Origin of the sequence: Mangrovibacillus cuniculi (genome assembly GCF_015482585.1) — a bacterium.
Taxonomy (GTDB): Bacteria; Bacillota; Bacilli; order Bacillales; family R1DC41; genus Mangrovibacillus; species Mangrovibacillus cuniculi.
Genome location: NZ_CP049742.1, coordinates 1,752,356 through 1,768,758, shown reverse-complemented (window position 1 = coordinate 1,768,758; position 16,403 = coordinate 1,752,356). Strand labels below are relative to the sequence as shown.

General features: G+C 37.3%; 14 protein-coding genes, 1 tRNA gene and 2 pseudogenes. 15 read left to right on the top strand and 2 right to left on the bottom strand.

The features are described from left to right. The first annotated feature begins 90 nt into the window (after positions 1-90). From G8O30_RS09045 to G8O30_RS16110, 3 genes are all read left to right on the top strand, one after another. Positions 91-1,233 (top strand): siphovirus ReqiPepy6 Gp37-like family protein, encoded by a 1,143-nt coding sequence (locus G8O30_RS09045; protein WP_239671764.1) that lies wholly within the window; start codon positions 91-93, stop codon positions 1,231-1,233. A 95-nt stretch (positions 1,234-1,328) separates the two neighbouring features. Beyond that, positions 1,329-1,637 (top strand): phage holin family protein, encoded by a 309-nt coding sequence (locus G8O30_RS09040; RefSeq protein ID WP_239674530.1) that lies wholly within the window; start codon positions 1,329-1,331, stop codon positions 1,635-1,637. Then, positions 1,630-2,295 (top strand): N-acetylmuramoyl-L-alanine amidase, encoded by a 666-nt coding sequence (locus tag G8O30_RS16110; protein WP_275576477.1) that lies wholly within the window; start codon positions 1,630-1,632, stop codon positions 2,293-2,295. Before G8O30_RS09040 ends, G8O30_RS16110 begins: the two co-directional genes overlap by 8 nt. A 29-nt stretch (positions 2,296-2,324) precedes the next feature. Here the strand turns inward: G8O30_RS16110 and G8O30_RS09025 are convergent, their stop codons facing one another. Beyond that, a complete protein-coding gene (locus G8O30_RS09025) occupies positions 2,325-2,588 on the bottom strand; it encodes a hypothetical protein (RefSeq protein WP_239671763.1) in 264 nt (87 codons plus the stop codon). Positions 2,589-2,661: 73 nt separating this feature from the next. On the opposite strand from G8O30_RS09025, the gene G8O30_RS09020 reads away from it, so the two are divergent. Continuing rightward, the gene (locus G8O30_RS09020; RefSeq protein WP_239671762.1) at positions 2,662-3,192 is read left to right on the top strand and encodes a stalk domain-containing protein; all 531 of its coding nucleotides are present in this window, start codon (positions 2,662-2,664) and stop codon (positions 3,190-3,192) included. Between the two features lie 32 nt (positions 3,193-3,224). On the opposite strand, the gene G8O30_RS09015 is transcribed toward G8O30_RS09020, so the two are convergent. Beyond that, positions 3,225-3,452: a helix-turn-helix domain-containing protein gene (locus G8O30_RS09015; protein WP_239671761.1), complete on the bottom strand. Its 228-nt coding sequence runs from the start codon at positions 3,450-3,452 to the stop codon at positions 3,225-3,227. A 264-nt stretch (positions 3,453-3,716) separates the two neighbouring features. Between G8O30_RS09015 and G8O30_RS09010 the strand changes: the two genes are divergently transcribed. The 11 genes and pseudogenes from G8O30_RS09010 (at position 3,717) to lon (ending at position 16,401) form a co-directional block, all read left to right on the top strand. Further along, positions 3,717-4,046 carry a hypothetical protein gene (locus tag G8O30_RS09010; protein ID WP_239671760.1) on the top strand — a complete coding sequence of 110 codons (330 nt, stop codon included), beginning with the start codon at positions 3,717-3,719 and terminating at the stop codon, positions 4,044-4,046. Then, complete coding sequence (locus G8O30_RS09005) at positions 4,043-5,194, top strand: FtsK/SpoIIIE domain-containing protein (RefSeq protein ID WP_239671759.1); 1,152 nt, start codon at positions 4,043-4,045, stop codon at positions 5,192-5,194. The genes G8O30_RS09010 and G8O30_RS09005 overlap by 4 nt, the downstream gene beginning before the upstream one ends. Beyond that, the gene (locus G8O30_RS09000; protein ID WP_239671758.1) at positions 5,191-5,853 is read left to right on the top strand and encodes a replication-relaxation family protein; all 663 of its coding nucleotides are present in this window, start codon (positions 5,191-5,193) and stop codon (positions 5,851-5,853) included. Before G8O30_RS09005 ends, G8O30_RS09000 begins: the two co-directional genes overlap by 4 nt. A gap of 23 nt (positions 5,854-5,876) precedes the next feature. After that, positions 5,877-6,113: a hypothetical protein gene (locus G8O30_RS08995; protein ID WP_239671757.1), complete on the top strand. Its 237-nt coding sequence runs from the start codon at positions 5,877-5,879 to the stop codon at positions 6,111-6,113. A 732-nt stretch (positions 6,114-6,845) separates the two neighbouring features. After that, on the top strand, positions 6,846-7,094 hold the full coding sequence (locus G8O30_RS08990) for a hypothetical protein (protein WP_239671756.1): 249 nt from the start codon (positions 6,846-6,848) through the stop codon (positions 7,092-7,094). Between the two features lie 499 nt (positions 7,095-7,593). Then, positions 7,594-7,667 (top strand) — tRNA-Arg (locus G8O30_RS08985). Positions 7,668-7,789: 122 nt separating this feature from the next. Next, on the top strand, positions 7,790-8,743 hold the full coding sequence (locus tag G8O30_RS08980) for a tetratricopeptide repeat protein (RefSeq protein ID WP_239671755.1): 954 nt from the start codon (positions 7,790-7,792) through the stop codon (positions 8,741-8,743). A gap of 144 nt (positions 8,744-8,887) precedes the next feature. After that, entirely contained in the window at positions 8,888-10,168 is a 1,281-nt protein-coding gene (gene tig / locus G8O30_RS08975) for a trigger factor (protein WP_239671754.1), read from the top strand. A 362-nt stretch (positions 10,169-10,530) separates the two neighbouring features. Then, positions 10,531-11,793 (top strand): ATP-dependent protease ATP-binding subunit ClpX, encoded by a 1,263-nt coding sequence (clpX, locus tag G8O30_RS08970; protein WP_239671753.1) that lies wholly within the window; start codon positions 10,531-10,533, stop codon positions 11,791-11,793. A gap of 386 nt (positions 11,794-12,179) precedes the next feature. Next, a pseudogene (gene lonB, locus G8O30_RS08965) lies at positions 12,180-13,762 on the top strand (ATP-dependent protease LonB); the annotation flags it as partial. Between the two features lie 315 nt (positions 13,763-14,077). After that, positions 14,078-16,401: pseudogene (lon, locus tag G8O30_RS08960) on the top strand (endopeptidase La). Positions 16,402-16,403: the final 2 nt, after the last annotated feature.

Genomic DNA, 16,403 nt, shown 5'->3' with positions numbered 1-16,403 from the left:
AAGTTCATACTTAGAATATCCAAAACATAATTCGACACAAACACCACTAAATAGTAGGTGTATTTTTTATGCCTAAAAGCAGGTGAACACATGAAACCATTAAGAGTAATGACGAGAGATTTCCAACTGATTACAGAAATCTCTCTTTTTGAATCTCTGCAGCTTACAAGATCCTGGCATGGCATTGGGGAATTACAGTTAAAAATAAATCGTTACCTACCAGGAGCGAATGAACTGACAAGAGGACGTATCTTATTCCCTGGTGGCCAACTACACAAAGGTTATGTTATTAGGCATCGTTCCATTGAATTAGACAAGAATGGAAAACAGTCTGAGAACTGGAGCATCGTTGCCTTACCATTGAAATCTTGGCTATTACAGCGTATAACAGAACCACCTAATGGCGTTGGATATGACATCATAAAGTCAAATACAGAAGACGTCATGAAGCATTATGTTAATACCAATACAATCAATCCTTTAGATACACGTCGTATCTTTCCAAATTTATTATTAGCAGCTACAGAATCTAGAGGTAATATCCTAGAATGGTCGTCTCGTTATAAAATTTTATCGGAAGAACTAACTGAAATATCTAAACTAACTGGCTTAGGATGGAACATTCACATTGATGTGACACAGTTAAAATATATTTTCGATGTCAAGTTAGGAAAAAATCTTACTGTTAATCAAAACGAATTACCACCAGCTATCTTCTCTCCAAAATTCAACAGTGTAGGAAAACTATCTTATACAGAGTGCGATCTTAACTATCGAAACGCTGCTATTGTCGCTGGACAAGGTGAAGGAGTAGAACGACGTATTCTTAAGGTCGGTGAAAGTGAAGGTTTTGATCGTCATGAACTATTTGTTGATGCACGAGATGTAGAAGAAGTTATTGACGATGTACCTGTTCCAGTACAAGACATAGTTGACCGATTGATGAATCGTGGACAACAAAAATTAGCTGAACAACAACATGAATTTTACCTTGAAGGACAAACATTACAAAAGTCTCCTCTGGAATACGAAATTGATTATGATCTTGGTGACATAGTGACACTTCAAAATGTAGAGTGGGGTGTAACATTAGACACTAGAATCACTGAAGTAAAAGAGATTTTCGAACGAGATGGAAGGAAAATAGAATTAATTTTTGGAAATAGGCAACCTACACTAGTAGACAAAATAAAACAAGGATTCTCTGTATTTAAACCAGAGATGACGAGATAAGGGGATATTTTCATGTGGTCAACTTTTAGCGAGTTACAAGTAATACACGCTTACTTATTGGGGGAGTAAGGTTTTTGGATTTCCTAGCATTGTTAATGCTCATTGATATTATATCTGGAGTCATCAAGGCTGCAATGCAACGTCGCCTTAGAAGTAGAAATGCACTCTATGGGTATGCTCGTAAAATTCTCATTTTCGGTGTCATTATTATGGCTAATATCATTGATAACATGCTTAATCTTAACGGTACGGTGGCGTTTGCTACGGTGCTTTTTTATATTGCAAATGAAGGACTATCTATTCTCGAAAACCTTGCTCAAGTTGGGGTTAAGGTCCCTACAGTCATTATTGATAAACTTCACGTAATACAGGAAGAACGAAAGGATGGTGATAAAAATGGTTAAGATTAAACAAGATCTATTAAAATCAGATAGGTATGAGATAAAATGTCCAAACGCCATGTTTCCAAATTTTATTACCGTGCATAATACAGCTAACGATGCACTAGCAGCCAATGAAATTGCATATATGAAACGAAATGACAATCAAATTTCCTTCCATTTTGCTGTTGATGATAAAGAAATTATTCAAGGTATACCTACTAATCGTAATGCATGGCATTGTGGTGATGGTTCAGAAACAAACTCTGGTAACCGAAACTCTATTGGTATTGAAATTTGCTATTCTAAATCAGGTGGGGAACGATACAAAAAAGCAGAGAAGTTAGCAATAAAACTCATCGCTCAATTGTTAAAGCAATACGGTTGGGGTGTCGACCGTGTAAAAAAACATCAAGACTGGAATGGTAAGTACTGCCCACACCGAATCCTTGATGAGCGCAGATGGCTTTCGTTTATTGCAGAAATTGCTAAGGAATTAGATGTTCCTAAAATAGCCACAGTAAAAGATGACGTAAAAAGTCACTGGGCTGAAAATTCCATTAATAAAGCAAAAGACAAAGGCATTATGAACGGGTACGCAGATGGCACTTTCGGACCCAACGACACTCTAACTAGGGGCCAATTCGTTTCTGTATTAGACCGATTAGGGTTATTAGAATAAGTAAAGGGCGCCTTGTAAGCGCCCTTTTCCTAAAAAGGTAAATCATTATTCATTTCAACAGGTTTTAACTGTCTAACATGATTAGTAATGTCTGCCCCATCCCACAACACTTGTTCAATAGCAATTTTCCTACCACTATATTCTCTTTGTATACTTTTTAACCACAAGTATGAAGTAATAGCAGCTTCTCTTTCTGGATCTTTTTTATAGCTAACTATATTAACAGTAAACACACCTTGCCTTAAGATTCGATGCCCTTCAATACCTAATTTCAATTTTAAATGAATTTTCATTATGTATTGTCCTATCGTCGGTATTTTAGTAGCATTATATTGTAGTTAAATTATACCAAAGGAGGATATTTATATGAAGAAGAAAGTTTTTGCAGTTTTAGTAATCTTAACATTGACATTTACTGCAGGTGTCATGGCAGCTCCACAATTAAAACTAATAATTAACGGTACACCAGTTACTAGTCCTGCACCCAAACTAATTGATGGTTCTACATATGTGCCATTACGTGTAGTATCGGAGATGTTAGGAGCTGAGGTAGGTTGGGATGCTAAATCGTACACTGTTACAGTAGATAGTGAAAAGCAACCTACCGATGGCCAAAAAGTAGAAGGTTTTCATTTCCACAGTATAGATATTCAAGATGTGGAACATGGTTATCATGATGTCTATCTAAATGTAAAGAATAATACAGGTAAAGAAGTGAGATCTGCTTATTTCAACTTAGTTTTTTATGACAAGTCAGGCAAAGTATTGGCTTCTGAACTTATTTCTACCGGTGAATTAAAGAACGGTGAGACAAAATTCATAGATTTAATGGTTGAAGATAAGATTGCAGGTTATTCTTCTTACAAATTCCATAAAGATGCTATCTATTTTAAGTAACTTTTAATGGACCCATATATGTGGGTCCATTTCTATATATCAAAGAAATCATCAGCCTTTGCTTTTGGATCCACCTCACGAATTACCTTCATTATCTTCTTTATAGTAGCTAAAGATGGCTCTCTCTTTCCAGATGACAAATCACTAATTGTATTTTTATTGACCTTTGCTTCCTTTGCCAACCAATTTTGAGAGATTCCTCGTTTATCTAGAAATTTACCCAGTCGTGATCTTGGTTTTCCTCCCCATAAGCTAAACATTTTTATACACCCCTTACCGTTTTTAAATACATTTTGACCATTTTTTTTACAAGCTATACTCAACGATTAGGAAAATTTTATTAACCAATTAGGAAAGTTGGACAAACGGTGCTGCATACCTTAAACCATCACCAGGTAAACCACCTGTAGAAATAAAAGTAAAGTATCTAGTAAACTTTTACAAACACTAATCCTAGTAAACTAATCATCACACTTTATGCGTGGTTATAGCTTTTATCAAATTTGTCTAAAGGAGTGATTGGAATGAATATGACAATCAACGAGTTTATGGCTAGAAAACACAAAAATCCACAATACCGTTTTCCTACTAAATGGAATGAAAGTATTAAAAAAACTGCCTACCCAGTAAAACTACTCTCGATTTCACCACTTGTCTTTATAGACCCTTTCATGTTCGCTATTGGTGGTGGGTTCTTATTTATCGCCTTTGTAGAAAAAGGATTAGAAATTGCAGAGTTAGAGGGGGTTGCCTATTACTTAAGTGGATTTATTAGAATTTTGCTTCCCTTAGTAGGAATAGGCTTCTTCATCCACTTCATTACAACGTTGCCTTTTATCTGGTGGGTATTATGAGCGTTCTACAAAAGATAGTAATTAAATCCAAACTTCGTTACGCATTTAAGAAAGCATCAATCTTTACTAGTTATAAGAAAGGAACAGAAACCTATCTCAGAAGGCCAAAGATACACCATGTAGACGTTAAGGAGAAGTATGTGGAGATAGTATTCACGTTGCCAAACGGATTTAATCCAGAGGAAATGCTGAGTAAACGTTACGTCCTACAGCAGGTCTTTGGTCGTAACCTTACGCTTGAAGGAGACTTGAAGAAATTTGTCCTAAAACTCTATTTCAAAGGCCTCCCCAAAGAGGTTACCTATCGAAGAGAAGAATTGGAGGAATTATGCCAAGGCATTCCGTTACCGATTGTGTGTGGAAAGGATTTAAACGGAGAACATGTGGTGTATGATGCCAACCTATCCCCACATCTGTTAGTTAGTGGAGAAACAGGTTCTGGTAAGTCGTCTTTGCTACGAGTCATCTTAACAACGCTCATTCTTTCAAAACCAGTAGAAGAAGTACAATTCATCTTAGGAGATCTCAAACGTTCTGAGTTTGGACTATTTCGTAACCAGTCACATGTAAGAGGTGTTTATGTCTCACCGAAAGAGCTGCTTGCAGCCTTGAAAAAGGTAAACGCAGAAATACTGAAACGCGGAGACTTATTAGATGAACATGAAGTAACTCATGTAGAGGATTTACCAATGAAGGTACCTTACATTATTGTGGCAATTGACGAAGTAGCACTCCTAAAAGGGGAAAGTGCGATTATGAACATTATTGATAACATTGGCGCAGTCGGTAGATCGTTAGGTGTGCAGCTCATTTTATCGATGCAACGTCCTGATCACAAACTGTTAGAAGGGAAATTAAAGAATAATTTAACGGTACGAATAAGTGGAAGACAGTCTAACAAGACCAATGCCAACATCGCTGGGGCAGAAGATGCGCACATGATTAAGATATCGGAAAAAGGACGAATGATTTTAAACCTAGAAAAACTCATTGAATTGCAGTCGCCTTGGTTATCGTACCAAAAGGCGAAAAAGCTTTTAGTGCCATTTAAAACCATCCCAACCGAGAAAGGAGCAGAAGTAAAAGAAAAAAAGCTATTAGAGACTTTACCAGAGAACTTACTTAATGAGGAGGACATTATCTTATGACAACGAGAGATCAAGCTATCATCAACGACTTAATTAAGTTGGGTTGCATGTCTAGAAATGATGTAGCAGCCATTCATTTTGGTGAACTGAAAGATCCTGTGCGAAGTGCGAACAGTGTCCTCAAACGATTGGTACGAGACGGGAAAATTAAGCGTAGTAGAGATTTCGTTCCATATGTATACTTCCCTATTGATAGTAAGATAAAAGCCGATTCCACAAAGATTCCACACTTCTTAGAGATTGTATCGGTGTACAAAGAAATGGTACGCATTCAGAAGCCGAAAGTATTCTTAGTAGAGCCTAAGTACGGTGATAAGGGCGACTACATGGAGCCAGATGTATTTGCTATCTGGAGAGGAACGCCAGTCTTCATTGAAGTACAAAGAACTCGAGTGACGGAACAAACTATTAAAGAGAAATTAGAGAGATACGAAGCATTCTATGAAAGTGAACTATGGAAGGATGAGGCATGGCAACCAAAAGAAAAACCGATATTCCCATCTGTTGTCTTGCTGTGTGAGAACAAATATGGTGTGAAAAGTGATTTGCTACATTTTTTTGAAGCTAGAACTATCTCAGACGTGATTAGAAAGCCTGTAGACATTAAAGAAAGTCAAAATATCATTATTAGTTCAAGTAATATCAAGGTACTCCGATGATTAGGTCAAAAAAGGATGCCAAGTTGTTTCTTGTTAATTTTATGGACTACGCTAAATTTGATGGTGTTAAATACTTTTTAAAAATTGTTGAAAAAGACGGAGATTTGACACTGATGCAATATCAAGATGGATCAACCACCTGTCATAGAAAGTTTAAGACGTTCTGGGATGTGAAAGAATGGGAAGTAGATAGCGATTTTATTTACTGGAACAGAAGAGCGATTAATCTACATTTAAAAATGATTGGAGTTAAACGATGAAAGTACTATTTACTTCTCCAAATAAACTAGGTGTTCTATATGAAAAAGAATTTACACAAATCGATCATCTATTAGAGATGGTTAAGTCAAAAACAATCATCAATATAATATAAAGAGATAATGTTGTATTAGAAGGAAGATTGACGTATCATTACTACAGTATTGAAAATGGTGAAGAAATACTCGAGATAGAAATCAACAAGTGATAGCACTGCGATACACGAAACGCAATGCTACACAAATACTACACATAAAAATTTAAAAAGCTACATTTAGCAAGGGTTAAGGGTTGATTATTGATGTCCTCCTGGGACGTTATGTTATGAATTAAGACAAGATTCTTCAAAGAAAAGCACCGAAAACTTGAACTCTTCAAGTTTTCGGTGCTTTTCTTTTTTAATTTTGTCAGAAAACTTTGTTAGAGCCAAGGAAATAGATAATGGATTGGTCTATCATAAAATCCCACACAAGCTACCTACTGCGTTGAATTTATCTTAATAGAACAATTGTAAGATTCTTAGTCACAATTTTCCATCAACTCAATTGACAGTTAAAGTGAATCGCCTCCCACCTTTCATAAAATCTTCTTGCAGACTCCGTAGTATAAAAATAGGTTTATGTAGGATTTAAATAGTAATTTCATCTACTAATGCATAAAGACTATTAGTTAGTCTATACGGATACCAGTTCTCTGAATATAGTATTTCTATAAAGAGGATCGGGGGTGAAAGAATGATTCAAATCTTCAAATGTTGGGTAGGTGCTGCTTTGGCACTTCTCGGAATTGGTGGGATAGGATTAGCAATTGGTATGGCAGGTGGTGCTGGACTAGAAGGTATTGCAAGACAACCAGAAGCTACTGAAAAAATATCAAATTTCATGTTGACATATGTAATCCTACCAGAATTATTTCTTGCGCTTATTTTATCAGTACTATCACTGTATATTTTAAATAAGTGCAAATGTGAGAGAGATTGTTGACCTATAGGTGAAAGACAAAACGCTCTGACCATTCAGGGCGTTTTGTCTTTCGTCTAACGTACTATGAGCTATTTGTATAGTAATAACTTGTTTAATGCCTTCTGTGTTATCGATAGAGTTGCCTCAGTAGAATATAAATTACCGAAATTTTTATTTAAAAGAATTAGTCTATAGCAGTTTGGAAAAATACGATTTTGTATTCGATACTAGCAAATTTATTGTTACTTCATCAAATTATATCGAATAAGTGACTTAAAACAGCGGCTTTTTTTGAGGTAACAATTCTTTTGTTGGGAGTAATGAGAGAATTTTTCTTTTATATCAAGAGGGGAGAATATATAAACCCTTAGAAGTGATGATCTCTGTAACAATAGTAAATGTATAGTAACTGAAAGGCTAATTAAATTGAAATACTTAACTTATTATAGTAGGGTATAAATCAGAACGTCTTAGTTCGAAATAAGTCCGATATATATTGATTTTAAATAGGTGTCAAAATGTCTCAGTAGCTCAGCAGAGTAGAGCAACGGCCTTCTAAGCCGTCAGTCGGGGATTCGAACCCCTCTTGGGACGTTAAATTCGAATCTTAGACAAGATTCATTATAGTCACCTTAGCTTTTGCTAAGGTGGCCTTTTTAATAAGAAAGTTACTATACATACATCTAGTACCTATTTAGAGTAAAGGACGGGATAACATGAAACGTAAACCAATAAAAGAAAATGTCGTCATGTTCCCTGGGACGAAAAAACGCTTAGTAGAAGTAGGGATGGAAAGACTGGAACAACGATTATATAACGAAGCGGTGTCCTTATTAGAACAAGCCTTCTCTCTAGATGAAACAGACGAGCGTACAGGTCAGCTACTATTAATGGCTTATTACGAAAATAAGAATTATCAACAAGCTAACGAACTTGCTTCGGTATTCTTATCTGAAGGATTTGATGAATACACGGACATTCTAAACATCTACTTGTTAACCTTAATTCAACTGCATCAATATGATAAAGTTTACGACGTTATCAAAATGTTAAAAGAAGAAAATGTATTGCCAAAAGAAAAAGAAGAACACTTTTTAACCCTGATGTCTATGTCGGAAAGAATTGTGAGAGAAAAAGAGGTAAGCGATTCTGATGGTGAAATATCCTTTGTAAACAGTCCGGTAAATGAGCAAATGATGATGATTGCACAATTAGCTAAACAAAATTGTCGTCCTTTTGTAAATGAATTGAAAAAAGTGATAGAGTCTAAAGAACAGCATCCATTTGTACAATCCATGATTATTGAATTGTTTCGTGAACAGGAAATTCAAGAACATTGCACTGTCAGAAAATTTAACAGAGAAAAAGTAATCGTACCATCTCAACTAGCAAACCCATTTGAAACAAAACAAGCCGAAGAGTTACTGTCTTTGCTTATGGGCTCTAACTTAGAGAGCAATCCCGTTTTACTGGAACAACTTCTTGAAATGGTCAAGCGTCACTTGTTTGTCACTTACCCAATACATCAAATGTTTGAACCAGTTTCCGAGTGGGCTGCAGCATATGAAACTTACATTAATAGCTTATATGAAGGAAATAACGTAACTCCCCAAGATGAAAAACAAACCTTCATACATGAATTGGAAGAGAAAACTTTCCCTAACATGTAAGTGATTTGTTGAAACAAGAGTAACGTATGTTATAATATAGTGGTTGTATACTTACGTGTTGGAGAGATTGATCTCTCACTAGTATAAGAAGAGAAAAACGTTGATGCCTTTTTTGGCATTACATGATTTGTTGGAGGGAAATACATGTCAGTTAAATGGGAAAAACAAGAAGGGAACCAAGGCGTTCTTACAATTACAGTTGAAGCTACAAAAGTAAACGAAGGCCTAGACAAAGCGTTCCAAAAAGTTGTTAAACAAGTAAACGTACCAGGTTTCCGTAAAGGAAAAATGCCTCGTCCATTATTCGAAAAACGCTTTGGTGTAGAATCTTTATACCAAGATGCGCTAGATTTCATCTTACCTGAAGCATATGCTAATGCGATTGACGAAGCTGGAATTGAGCCAGTAGATCGTCCAGAAATCGACGTTGAGCAAATGGAAAAAGGTAAAGAGCTTGTAGTAAAAGCTACAGTTACTGTTAAGCCTGAAGTTCAACTTGGAGAATACAAAGGTTTAGAAGCTACTAAACTAGAAACAGAAGTTACAGAAGAAGACGTAACTGCTGAATTAACAGCTCTTCAAGAGCGTAAAGCTGAGCTTGTTCTTAAAGAAGAAGGTGCTGCAGCAAACGGCGATACAGTAGTAATCGACTTTGAAGGTTTCGTTGATGGCGAAGCATTCGAAGGTGGTCAAGCTGATAACTACAGCCTAGAATTAGGTTCTAACTCTTTCATTCCTGGATTCGAAGATCAATTAGTTGGTCTTGAAACTGGAGCAGAAAAAGACGTTGAAGTTAGCTTCCCAGAAGAGTACCATGCTGCTGAATTAGCTGGTAAGCCAGCTACATTCAAAGTGAAATTACACGAAATCAAAACAAAACAACTTCCAGAACTTAACGACGAGTTCGCAAAAGAAACAGAAGAAGAAGTTGCTACTCTTGATGAGTTAAAAGCTAAAATTCAATCTCGTCTAGAAGAAACGAAAAAAGCTGATGCAGAGCAAACGCTTCGTGATTCTCTAGTTGAGCAAGCTGTTTCTAACGCAACAGTTGATATCCCGGCTGCTATGATTGAAACAGAATTAGATCGTATGGTTCAAGAATTTGGCCAACGTCTACAAATGCAGGGTATGAACCTTGAGCTTTACTTCCAATTCTCTGGACAAGACGAAGCTGCTCTACGTGGACAAATGCGTGAAGATGCAGAAGCTCGCGTTCGTACAAACTTAACGCTTGAAGCTATTTCTAAAGCTGAAAACGTGACAGTTACTGACGAAGATGTAGACGCTGAAGTAACTCGCATGTCTGAGCAATTCAACCTATCTGCTGATCAAATCAGAACAGCTCTAGGTGGAAACTTCGAGCAAATCAAAACTGACTTACAAATTCGTAAAGCAGTTGAGTTCTTAGTAGAAAACGCTAAGTAATATTTGTTATAATAGAGGAACAATAAACAAGGTGCGGTTACGTGCCTTGTTTGTTCCATATATACATATTTTTAGATACATACATACTATCCATGCTTTTTCCTACATAAAAGTGAATATTGGGTGATGGTTTGTGGGAAGAATGGAGTAAGTTTCAACTTTTTACATACACTAGAAGACCAGACCTTTTTGTCAAACTGTAACCACAGAATGTTAAATGTTATAGGAAAAGGTCAAACTATGTTACAATGCAATACATAACCATTTTGAACCACAATTAAAAATTGTGAACAACAAGATCGTCTATCAATTGACCCATACAGGGGTTAAAACTCTTAAGTTATCACAAGGGGTGAGCATCTATGTTTAAATTTAATGATGAAAAAGGACAATTAAAATGTTCTTTTTGCGGTAAGTCACAAGACCAAGTTCGTAAATTAGTTGCTGGTCCTGGAGTCTATATTTGCGATGAGTGTATTGAGTTATGCACGGAAATCGTAGAAGAAGAACTAGGGACAGAAGAAGAAGTTGAGTTTAAAGACGTACCAAAACCAAGAGAAATTCAAGAAATTTTAAATGAATATGTAATTGGTCAAGATCAAGCGAAAAAATCACTTGCTGTAGCCGTTTACAATCATTACAAACGTATAAACTCTAACAGTAAAATCGATGATGTGGAACTTTCAAAAAGTAACATTTCCTTAATAGGTCCTACTGGTAGTGGTAAAACGTTACTAGCTCAAACACTAGCTCGTATCCTTAATGTACCATTTGCTATTGCAGATGCTACTTCTTTAACGGAAGCTGGTTATGTTGGGGAAGATGTAGAAAATATCCTACTAAAGTTAATTCAAGCTGCTGACTACGATGTAGAAAAAGCAGAAAAAGGAATAATTTACATCGATGAAATTGATAAAGTAGCTCGTAAGTCTGAAAACCCATCTATTACGCGTGACGTATCTGGGGAAGGAGTTCAGCAAGCACTATTAAAAATCCTTGAAGGAACGGTAGCGAGTGTTCCTCCTCAAGGTGGACGTAAGCATCCTCATCAAGAATTCATTCAAATTGACACAACAAATATCTTATTTATTTGTGGTGGAGCATTTGATGGTATCGAACAAATTATTAAACGTCGTTTAGGTCAAAAAGTGATTGGTTTCGGATCTGATGGTGCTAAAGACCTTGAAGAAAAATCTCTTCTAACAAAAGTGTTACCAGAAGATTTACTTCGTTTTGGTCTAATTCCAGAATTCATTGGTCGTCTTCCAGTAATTGCGTCTCTAGAGCAGTTAGACGAGGAAGCGCTAATTGAAATCTTAACAAAACCAAAAAATGCACTAGTGAAGCAATACGTTAAGATGCTTGAGCTTGATGATGTAGAACTTCAATTTGAAGAAGGAGCCCTAGCGGAAATAGCGAAAAAAGCTATTGAGCGTAAAACTGGTGCTCGTGGTCTACGTTCTATTATCGAAAGCATTATGTTAGACGTAATGTATGAATTACCTTCTCGCGAAGACATTCACACTTGTGTCATTACAAAAGAAACAGTTTTAAATCAAGCTCCTCCTAAACTTCTTTCGGAAGATGGAGAAGAGCTAACATACGAAACAAAAACTCCAGCTTAATGGGAAGAAAGAAGGATGGACTTAGGTTCATCCTTTTTTCTATTTCACTTCCCGACTAATCGCACACCTTTCACTTTTCTTCATATCTAGTTCCAGCGGCTTGAGTCGCGCGATAAAGTGGTAAGTCCTACGGAAAACAGGTTTTCCTTCAGCCTCCCCACTTTACAGTCGACTCAGGACAGCCGCTTTTACTTTTCTTTATGTCTAGTTCCAGGTGTGCAGCCGCTCGGGAAACTTGGATCGCACTGCGGTGGTTGAAGAACTACCTCCTCGGTCGATCCAAGTTTCCTGCCGCGCCTAAACGCCCACCTTTCACTTTTCTTGTTTATTCCTCCCCTCTCAAGGAGATACTAGAATTACACATCAAGAGAGTGGAGGAATAAATGATGGGATGGACAGAAATTGCTTTACTCATTCAGTTGTTCTTTGGGGTAATCATTGGACTTTACTTCTGGAACCTATTGAAGAGTCAGCGTACACAAAAAGTATCCATAGATAGAGAGTCACGTAAAGAGTTAGACCAACTGCGTAAAATGAGATCAATCTCCTTAACAGAACCTTTAGCTGAAAAAGTACGACCTACTTCGTTTGCGGATATAGTTGGTCAGCAAGATGGAATTAAAGCCTTAAAAGCTGCCCTTTGTGGACCGAATCCTCAGCATGTCATCATCTACGGACCACCAGGTGTAGGAAAGACTGCTGCAGCACGACTAGTTTTAGAAGAAGCAAAGAAAGAAAGAATGTCTCCATTTAGACAACGTGCAGTTTTCGTAGAATTGGATGCTACGACCGCTCGTTTTGATGAGAGAGGAATAGCGGATCCTTTAATTGGATCTGTGCATGACCCGATTTATCAAGGGGCGGGGGCCATGGGTCAGGCTGGAATACCTCAACCAAAACAAGGGGCTGTAACGAATGCACATGGCGGGGTTCTATTTATTGATGAAATTGGAGAGTTACACTCCATTCAAATGAATAAACTTCTAAAAGTCCTAGAAGACCGTAAAGTATTTTTAGAAAGTGCCTATTATAATGAAGAAAATGCAAATATCCCTTCTCACATTCATGACATATTTAAAAATGGTTTGCCGGCAGATTTTAGATTAGTAGGTGCAACAACTAGAACTCCAAACGAAATCCCCCAGCTATTCGTTCAAGATGCATGGAGGTATTCTTCCGTGAATTGACAGCAGATGAATTAGTGGAAGTTGCTCAAAATGCTGTTGAGAAAGTACATTTGGATATAGCAAAACCAGGACTAAAGCAGATAGCGAAGTTTGCTCGCAATGGACGAGAAGTAGTAAACATGGTACAGATTTTAGCAGGGCTAGCGCAAACCAATGACCGAAAATCAATAACATCAGAAGATATTGAATGGGTCGTAGAATCTAGTCAACTTTCCCCTAGAATGGATCGAATGGTTGATGACTCAAAGGCAATTGGATTAGTAAACGGACTTGCTGTTACAGGACCGAATACTGGTGCACTTTTAGAAATTGAGGTTACTGTCATTCCTGCAAAAGAAAAAGGTAACATTACGATTACTGGAATTGTAGAAGAAGAGAGTATTGGTAACAGCGGAAAGTCTATCCGTAGAAAGAGCATGGCAAAAGGATCCATTGAAAATGTGGTGACGGTGCTGCGTTCTATGGGAGTACCTGCAGAACAATATGATATTCATGTGAATTTTCCTGGTGGCGTACCGGTTGACGGACCATCTGCTGGTACGGCGATGGCAACAGCAATTTATTCTGCCATCTATCGAATTCCGGTTAGTCAAACGGTAGCTATGACAGGTGAGATGAGTATTCATGGAAAAGTGAAACCAGTCGGAGGTGTTTCTGCAAAAGTTCGTGCAGCTCAATTAGCTGGTGTAAAACGTGTACTAATACCAAAAGAGAATGATCAACCATTGCTGCATCAATTAGAAGGGATTTCTGTTGAAGTGGTAGATAATTTTGAAGATGTCTTGTCATTTTGCTTAGAGAGAGAGGAAGAACAAGTTTTTCCTTTTGAGCAAATTGCCATTAATAAAAAAAGTATATAAAAGAAGTTATAGGTCTTCTATAGGACCTATGACTTTTTTCGTTTTCTCACCATATAATTGGATAACGTGGCATTCATAAATCCTCCTCTACAACTAATACTATACTTAGGAAAAAGTTACGTAGCTGTGTGAGAACATAAGCCGTTCATTAGACAGAAAAGGTCAAATGGGGTAGAATTGTACAAAGATTTACGAGGCTGGCGAACAGTTTAATTGATTCGCCAGGGAGGTGGACAAATGACAAAAAAACAAACAAAACAGTATCCTTTACTACCTTTAAGAGGACTTTTAGTTTACCCGACAATGGTCCTGCATTTAGACGTAGGAAGAGAAAGATCCATTGCAGCTTTAGAACAAGCAATGCTTGGTGATCAAAGAATATTTTTAGCTACACAAAAAGATGAAGATGAAAAAAGTCCGACAAGAGAAGGGCTATATGATATTGGAACGTTAACGACTGTAAAACAAATGTTAAAGCTTCCAAATGGGACCATTCGTGTCCTTGTAGAAGGTGTAACACGTGCTGAAATGGTTTCTTTTGATGACGAGTCGGAAGAGTGGATCTCTGTAACACTGAATGAAGTGAAAGAGGTAGATGCGGAAGTTACGCCAGAACACACAGCGCTAATGAGAACATTGTTAGATCAATTTGAGCAATTTACAAAAGTTTCAAAAAAGGTTACTGCAGACACATTCGCCACTGTAGCAGATATCGAAGAACCAGGTCGTTTAGCGGACATCGTCTCCTCTCATTTACCGTTAAAAGTAAAAGAAAAACAAGAGATTTTAGAGACAGAAAATGCTACAGACCGCTTAAATAAAGTGATTTCGATTCTACAAAATGAACGTGAAATTATGCAGTTGGAAAAAAAGATTGGTCAACGAGTAAAGCGCTCTATGGAAAGAACGCAGAAAGAATACTACCTGCGTGAACAAATGAAAGCTATCCAAAAAGAGCTTGGTGATAAAGACGGTAAAACTGGAGAAGTTGCGGAACTTCGTAAAAAAGTAGAAGCTGCAAATATGCCTGAACATATTGAAAAGACAGCGCTAAAAGAAATCGAACGTTACGAGCGAGTACCTGGAAGCTCTGCAGAAAGTGCCGTTATTCGTAATTATGTGGAATGGTTACTTGCCTTACCATGGTCCGTAGCAACGAAAGACCAACATGATATTAACAAATCAGAGAAGATCTTAAACCGTGATCACTTTGGTTTGGATAAAGTAAAAGAGCGTATTCTAGAATATCTAGCAGTAAAGCAGCTAACTGATACGATAAAAGGACCTATCCTTTGCTTGGCTGGACCCCCGGGAGTTGGTAAAACAAGCCTAGCTCGTTCCATTGCTGAATCTTTAGGAAGAAAATTTGTCCGTATTTCTCTTGGAGGAGTGCGTGATGAATCAGAAATTCGAGGACATAGAAGAACGTATGTTGGAGCGATGCCTGGTCGAATCATTCAAGGGATGAAAAAAGCAGGATCTGTAAACCCAGTTTTTCTACTAGATGAAATAGATAAAATGGCAAGTGATTTTAAAGGTGACCCTTCTGCAGCAATGTTAGAGGTTTTAGATCCAGAGCAAAATCACAACTTCAGCGATCATTATATCGAAGAGCAATATGATTTATCTCAAGTTTTGTTTGTTGCGACAGCAAATAACTTAGCGACGATTCCTGCTCCTCTTAGAGATCGTATGGAAATTATATCTATCGCTGGTTATACAGAACAAGAAAAGTTACACATTGCAAAAGATCATTTATTCCCACGTCAATTAGATAACCATGGTTTAAAAGGTTCACAATTACAAGTTAGAGAAGATGGACTAAAAAAACTTATCCGTTCTTACACACGAGAAGCCGGTGTACGTGGTTTAGAGCGTCAGTTAGGGTCAATTTGTCGTAAAGCCGCTAAGTCTATTGTTTCAGGTGAAAAGAAGAGAATTGTGATTTCTGAAAAGAATTTATCTTCTGTCATCGGGAAACCATTATATTCTTATGGTAAAATGGAAGAAGAAGATCAAGTGGGCGTTGCAACAGGTCTTGCTTACACAACAGTTGGTGGAGATACACTCCAAATTGAAGTGAGTTTAAGTCCGGGTAAAGGAAAAACGATTTTAACCGGAAAACTAGGAGATGTCATGAAAGAATCCGCTCAAACAGCATTGAGCTTTGTTCGTTCTAAGTCAAAAGAACTTGGAATTGATACGGATTTTTATGAAACAAATGATATTCATATACATGTTCCTGAAGGTGCTGTTCCAAAAGACGGACCATCTGCGGGTATAACAATGGCAACTGCCTTAATTTCAGCTCTTACGGAAAAACCAATCCGTCGTGACGTAGGAATGACGGGGAAATTACCTTAAGAGGACGTGTACTTCCTATTGGTGGAGTAAAAGAAAAGTCGTTAAGTGCGCATCGTGCAGGAGTGACCACCATTATCTTACCGAAGCAAAACGAAAAAGATATTGATGATATTCCAGAAAGTGTACGTAAAGAGCTAACATTCCATTTAGCAACAACCATGGATGATGTTCTATCCATTGCGTTAGTAGGTGAATAGTA

Excerpts from the sequence above, each read along its gene's own strand:
- G8O30_RS09000 (WP_239671758.1), top strand. The coding sequence starts at position 5,191 with ATGACAACGAGAGATCAAGCTATCATCAACGACTTAATTAAGTTGGGT.
- G8O30_RS09010 (WP_239671760.1), top strand. The coding sequence starts at position 3,717 with ATGAATATGACAATCAACGAGTTTATGGCTAGAAAACACAAAAATCCA.
- G8O30_RS09045 (WP_239671764.1), top strand. The coding sequence starts at position 91 with ATGAAACCATTAAGAGTAATGACGAGAGATTTCCAACTGATTACAGAA.
- G8O30_RS09025 (WP_239671763.1), bottom strand. The coding sequence starts at position 2,588 with ATGAAAATTCATTTAAAATTGAAATTAGGTATTGAAGGGCATCGAATC.
- G8O30_RS09015 (WP_239671761.1), bottom strand. The coding sequence starts at position 3,452 with ATGTTTAGCTTATGGGGAGGAAAACCAAGATCACGACTGGGTAAATTT.
- clpX (WP_239671753.1), top strand. The coding sequence starts at position 10,531 with ATGTTTAAATTTAATGATGAAAAAGGACAATTAAAATGTTCTTTTTGC.
- G8O30_RS09020 (WP_239671762.1), top strand. The coding sequence starts at position 2,662 with ATGAAGAAGAAAGTTTTTGCAGTTTTAGTAATCTTAACATTGACATTT.
- G8O30_RS09040 (WP_239674530.1), top strand. The coding sequence starts at position 1,329 with ATGCTCATTGATATTATATCTGGAGTCATCAAGGCTGCAATGCAACGT.
- G8O30_RS16110 (WP_275576477.1), top strand. The coding sequence starts at position 1,630 with ATGGTTAAGATTAAACAAGATCTATTAAAATCAGATAGGTATGAGATA.
- G8O30_RS08990 (WP_239671756.1), top strand. The coding sequence starts at position 6,846 with ATGATTCAAATCTTCAAATGTTGGGTAGGTGCTGCTTTGGCACTTCTC.
- tig (WP_239671754.1), top strand. The coding sequence starts at position 8,888 with ATGTCAGTTAAATGGGAAAAACAAGAAGGGAACCAAGGCGTTCTTACA.
- G8O30_RS09005 (WP_239671759.1), top strand. The coding sequence starts at position 4,043 with ATGAGCGTTCTACAAAAGATAGTAATTAAATCCAAACTTCGTTACGCA.
- G8O30_RS08980 (WP_239671755.1), top strand. The coding sequence starts at position 7,790 with ATGAAACGTAAACCAATAAAAGAAAATGTCGTCATGTTCCCTGGGACG.